Genomic DNA, 5,510 nt, shown 5'->3' with positions numbered 1-5,510 from the left:
TTATGTCCGGCGGTGTCCTACTCTCCCACAAGGTCCCCCTTGCAGTACCATCGGCGCAGAGAGTCTTAGCTTCCGGGTTCGGAATGTGACCGGGCGTTTCCCTCTCGCTATGGCCGCCGAAACTCTTTTGATCTGTATCAAAAAGGTTTCGCGATCAGTAACGTCTGTGTCGATCCTGCCAGCTGTGCTGGTGGGGGTCGAACAGGTTGGTTTCTGTTCGCGGTTCCCGACCGTAGATCAGGAACCACATAGTGGACGCAAGCATACTCATCACCCCGTATGAGGGGGCAGAAGGTGTTATCAATTTATCGGCTTATTAGTACGGGTCAGCTCCACGAGTCTTTAGTCCTCGCTTCCACATCCCGCCTATCAACGCAGTAGTCTAGCTGCGAGCCTCTCGACTAAAAGTCTTGGAAATCTCATCTTGAAGCCGGCTTCCCGCTTAGATGCTTTCAGCGGTTATCCGTTCCGAACGTAGCTAATCAGCGGTGCTCCTGGCGGAACAACTGACACACCAGAGGTTCGTCCATCCCGGTCCTCTCGTACTAGGGATAGCTCTTCTCAAATTTCCTGCGCGCGCAGAGGATAGGGACCGAACTGTCTCACGACGTTCTAAACCCAGCTCGCGTACCGCTTTAATGGGCGAACAGCCCAACCCTTGGGACCTACTCCAGCCCCAGGATGCGACGAGCCGACATCGAGGTGCCAAACCATGCCGTCGATATGGACTCTTGGGCAAGATCAGCCTGTTATCCCCGAGGTACCTTTTATCCGTTGAGCGACAGCGCTTCCACAAGCCACTGCCGGATCACTAGTCCCGACTTTCGTCCCTGCTCGAGTTGTCACTCTCACAGTCAAGCTCCCTTGTGCACTTACACTCGACACCTGATTACCAACCAGGTTGAGGGAACCTTTGGGCGCCTCCGTTACTTTTTGGGAGGCAACCGCCCCAGTTAAACTACCCACCATGCACTGTCCCTGAACCGGATCACGGTTCGAAGTTAGATATCCAGAGTGACCAGAGTGGTATTTCAACAATGACTCCACCCGAACTAGCGTCCGAGCTTCACAGTCTCCCACCTATCCTACACAAGCCACACCGAACACCAATACAAAGCTATAGTAAAGGTCACGGGGTCTTTCCGTCCTTCTGCGCGTAACGAGCATCTTTACTCGTAGTGCAATTTCGCCGAGTCCACGGTTGAGACAGCTGGGAAGTCGTTACGCCATTCGTGCAGGTCGGAACTTACCCGACAAGGAATTTCGCTACCTTAGGATGGTTATAGTTACCACCGCCGTTTACTGGGGCTTAAATTCTCAGCTTCGCCTTGCGGCTAACCGTTCCTCTTAACCTTCCAGCACCGGGCAGGCGTCAGTCCGTATACATCGTCTTGCGACTTAGCACGGACCTGTGTTTTTAGTAAACAGTCGCTTCCCACTGGTCTCTGCGGCCTTCAAACGCTCCAGGAGTAAATCCCTTCACGCATCAGGCCCCCCTTCTCCCGAAGTTACGGGGGCATTTTGCCGAGTTCCTTAACCATGGTTCTCTCGATCTCCTTGGTATTCTCTACCTGACCACCTGAGTCGGTTTGGGGTACGGGTGACTTGAACCTCGCGTCGATGCTTTTCTCGGCAGCATAGGATCACTGATTTCGTCCGTGAGGACTACCCGTCGGGTCTCAGGCTATGTGAACGGCGGATTTGCCTACCGTTCGCCCTACATCCTTAGACCGGGACAACCATCGCCCGGCTCAGCTACCTTCCTGCGTCACACCTGTTAATACGCTAACCGCACCAGCATAGGGTCGTGTGCTAGGCCCCACGCTTCACCCCGAAGGGATCCGTCTAGGGGATTCAGACACTTAGCATTACTGGATTGATTTGGGCGGTTCTTCGTCAGTACGGGAATATCAACCCGTTGTCCATCGACTACGCCTGTCGGCCTCGCCTTAGGTCCCGACTTACCCAGGGCGGATTAGCCTGGCCCTGGAACCCTTGGTCTTTCGGAGGACGGGTTTCTCACCCGTCTTTCGCTACTCATGCCTGCATTCTCACTCGTGTGGCCTCCACGGCTGGTTTACACCGCCGCTTCGCTGGCCACACGACGCTCTCCTACCACTCCGTACGCCTGGACCCTTGCGGGCCGGGCTACTATACGAAATCTACAACTTCGGTGGTGTGCTTGAGCCCCGTTACATTGTCGGCGCGGAACCACTTGACCAGTGAGCTATTACGCACTCTTTCAAGGGTGGCTGCTTCTAAGCCAACCTCCTGGTTGTCTATGCAGCTCCACATCCTTTCCCACTTAGCACACGCTTTGGGACCTTAGTTGGTAGTCTGGGTTGTTTCCCTCTCGACGATGAAGCTTATCCCCCACCGTCTCACTGCTGCGCTCTCACTTACCGGCATTCGGAGTTTGGCTGACGTCAGTAAGCTTTTGGGCCCCATCGGCCATCCAGTAGCTCTACCTCCGGCAAGAAACACGCAACGCTGCACCTAAATGCATTTCGGAGAGAACCAGCTATCACGAAGTTTGATTGGCCTTTCACCCCTAACCACAGGTCATCCCCTCCATTTTCAACTGAAGTGGGTTCGGTCCTCCACGACGTCTTACCGTCGCTTCAACCTGCCCATGGATAGATCACTTCGCTTCGGGTCTAGAACCAGCGACTAAAACGCCCTATTAAGACTCGCTTTCGCTACGGCTGCCCCACTCGGGTTAACCTCGCCACTGATCACTAACTCGCAGGCTCATTCTTCAAAAGGCACGCTCTCACCCCTACTAAGGAGGCTCGAACGGTTTGTAAGCAGACGGTTTCAGGTACTATTTCACTCCCCTCCCGGGGTACTTTTCACCTTTCCCTCACGGTACTTGTCCGCTATCGGTCATCTGGGAGTATTTAGGCTTACCAGGTGGTCCTGGCTGATTCACACGGGATTTCTCGGGCCCCGTGCTACTTGGGATCCTTCTCGAGCCATTGCGACATTTCGACTACCGGGCTGGCACCGTCTATGGCTGGCCTTTCAAGACCATTCGTCTATATCGCGTTGTAACTCTTGCTGTACGGCAGTAACAGCTGAAAAGTCCCACTACCCCGACCATGCAACGCCTGCCGGCTATCACACATGATCGGTTTGGCCTCTTCCGGTTTCGCTCGCCACTACTAACGGAATCACGGTTGTTTTCTCTTCCTGGGGGTACTGAGATGTTTCACTTCCCCCCGTTCCCTCTACCCGCCCTATATATTCAGGCGGGAGTCACCAGGTCGCACAAGTACGCCTGGCGGGGTTTCCCCATTCGGAAATCCTCGGATCACAGCTCTATTATCAGCTCCCCGAGGCTTATCGCAGATTTATACGTCCTTCTTCGGCTCCAGATGCCAAGGCATCCACCGTCTGCTCTTAAAAAATTGATATCACATGAGTAACCCAGAACACCCCGGAGGGTGTCTGGATAATTTATATGACGCGGATCGATCCGATTCCGGACACCCGGAGGCGTCCATCCCATCTCGTCCGCATCTTTCAAGATGCTCGCGTCCACTGTGTAGTTCTCAAAATACGGGCGGTACTCCCCCGCCAGGAATCACAAGGAAACCATGGCGGCAGAAGTCCAGAGGTCCGATCGGCACCGTCCGAAGACGACGCCGGCCCGGTCCCTCAGGACCCAACAGCGTGCACAAGACCGTTCAGGAGACAACGACCGTTCCGAACCCCGGAGGGTTGTACTGGGTCAGGACTCTCCGTCCTGGTCAATGTCAATGTTCCACCCATGAGCGCCACCGGAGGACGTATGCCTCCGAAATGGCTTACGAGGCGGATAAGCGCTGTATACAGACGCTGTCCTCGAGTGCTCCTTAGAAAGGAGGTGATCCAGCCGCACCTTCCGGTACGGCTACCTTGTTACGACTTAGTCCTAATCACCGATCCCACCTTCGACAGCTCCTCCCTTGCGGTTAGGCCACTGGCTTCGGGTGTTACCGACTTTCATGACTTGACGGGCGGTGTGTACAAGGCCCGGGAACGTATTCACCGCAGCGTTGCTGATCTGCGATTACTAGCGACTCCGACTTCATGAGGTCGAGTTGCAGACCTCAATCCGAACTGAGACCGACTTTTTGGGATTCGCTCCACCTCACGGTATTGCAGCCCTTTGTATCGGCCATTGTAGCATGCGTGAAGCCCAAGACATAAGGGGCATGATGATTTGACGTCATCCCCACCTTCCTCCGAGTTGACCCCGGCAGTCTCCTATGAGTTCCCACCATTACGTGCTGGCAACATAGAACGAGGGTTGCGCTCGTTGCGGGACTTAACCCAACATCTCACGACACGAGCTGACGACAACCATGCACCACCTGTTTACGAGTGTCCAAAGAGTTGACCATTTCTGGCCCGTTCTCGTATATGTCAAGTCTTGGTAAGGTTCTTCGCGTTGCATCGAATTAATCCGCATGCTCCGCCGCTTGTGCGGGCCCCCGTCAATTCCTTTGAGTTTTAGCCTTGCGGCCGTACTCCCCAGGCGGGGAACTTAATGCGTTAGCTGCGACACAGAAACCGTGGAATGGCCCCTACATCTAGTTCCCAACGTTTACGGCATGGACTACCAGGGTATCTAATCCTGTTCGCTCCCCATGCTTTCGCTCCTCAGCGTCAGTTACGGCCCAGAGATCTGCCTTCGCCATCGGTGTTCCTCCTGATATCTGCGCATTCCACCGCTACACCAGGAATTCCAATCTCCCCTACCGCACTCTAGTCTGCCCGTACCCACTGCAGGCCCGAGGTTGAGCCTCGGGTTTTCACAGCAGACGCGACAAACCGCCTACGAGCTCTTTACGCCCAATAATTCCGGACAACGCTTGCACCCTACGTATTACCGCGGCTGCTGGCACGTAGTTAGCCGGTGCTTTTTCTGCAGGTACCGTCACTTTCGCTTCTTCCCTACTAAAAGAGGTTTACAACCCGAAGGCCGTCGTCCCTCACGCGGCGTTGCTGCATCAGGCTTGCGCCCATTGTGCAATATTCCCCACTGCTGCCTCCCGTAGGAGTCTGGGCCGTGTCTCAGTCCCAGTGTGGCCGGTCACCCTCTCAGGCCGGCTACCCGTCGTCGCCTTGGTGGGCCGTTACCTCACCAACTAGCTGATAGGCCGCGAGTCCATCCTTGACCGAAGTTCTTTCCAGCCCCTCACCATGCGGAGGAGGCTCGTATCCGGTATTAGACACCGTTTCCAGTGCTTATCCCAGAGTCAAGGGCAGGTTACTCACGTGTTACTCACCCGTTCGCCACTAATCCGGAGAGCAAGCTCTCCATCATCGTTCGACTTGCATGTGTTAAGCACGCCGCCAGCGTTCGTCCTGAGCCAGGATCAAACTCTCCATAAATGTTTGACTGCACAAGCCGTCCGAAGACGACCAGGCACATCTAGCGCCGCACGCACCCGGAATAGGATGTCGATGCGACAAGTTTGAAACTGACAGAACAAATCATTACTGACTTGCTTTGTATGTTT

General features: G+C 54.9%; 3 rRNA genes. All 3 read right to left on the bottom strand.

The features are described 5' to 3' along the window. Window positions 1-4: 4 nt before the first annotated feature. Window positions 5-121, bottom strand: a 5S ribosomal RNA gene (gene rrf, locus ABIE21_RS18345). A 175-nt stretch (window positions 122-296) separates the two neighbouring features. Further along, window positions 297-3,416 (bottom strand): 23S ribosomal RNA (locus ABIE21_RS18340). A 445-nt stretch (window positions 3,417-3,861) separates the two neighbouring features. After that, window positions 3,862-5,382 (bottom strand): 16S ribosomal RNA (locus ABIE21_RS18335). Together the 16S, 23S and 5S rRNA genes form the textbook arrangement of a ribosomal RNA operon. Between the last annotated feature and the right edge of the window lie 128 nt (window positions 5,383-5,510).

It is taken from the genome of Conyzicola nivalis, from assembly GCF_040548875.1.
GTDB lineage: Bacteria > Actinomycetota > Actinomycetes > Actinomycetales > Microbacteriaceae > Conyzicola > Conyzicola nivalis_A.
This window is presented reverse-complemented; position numbering and strand designations above follow the sequence as displayed.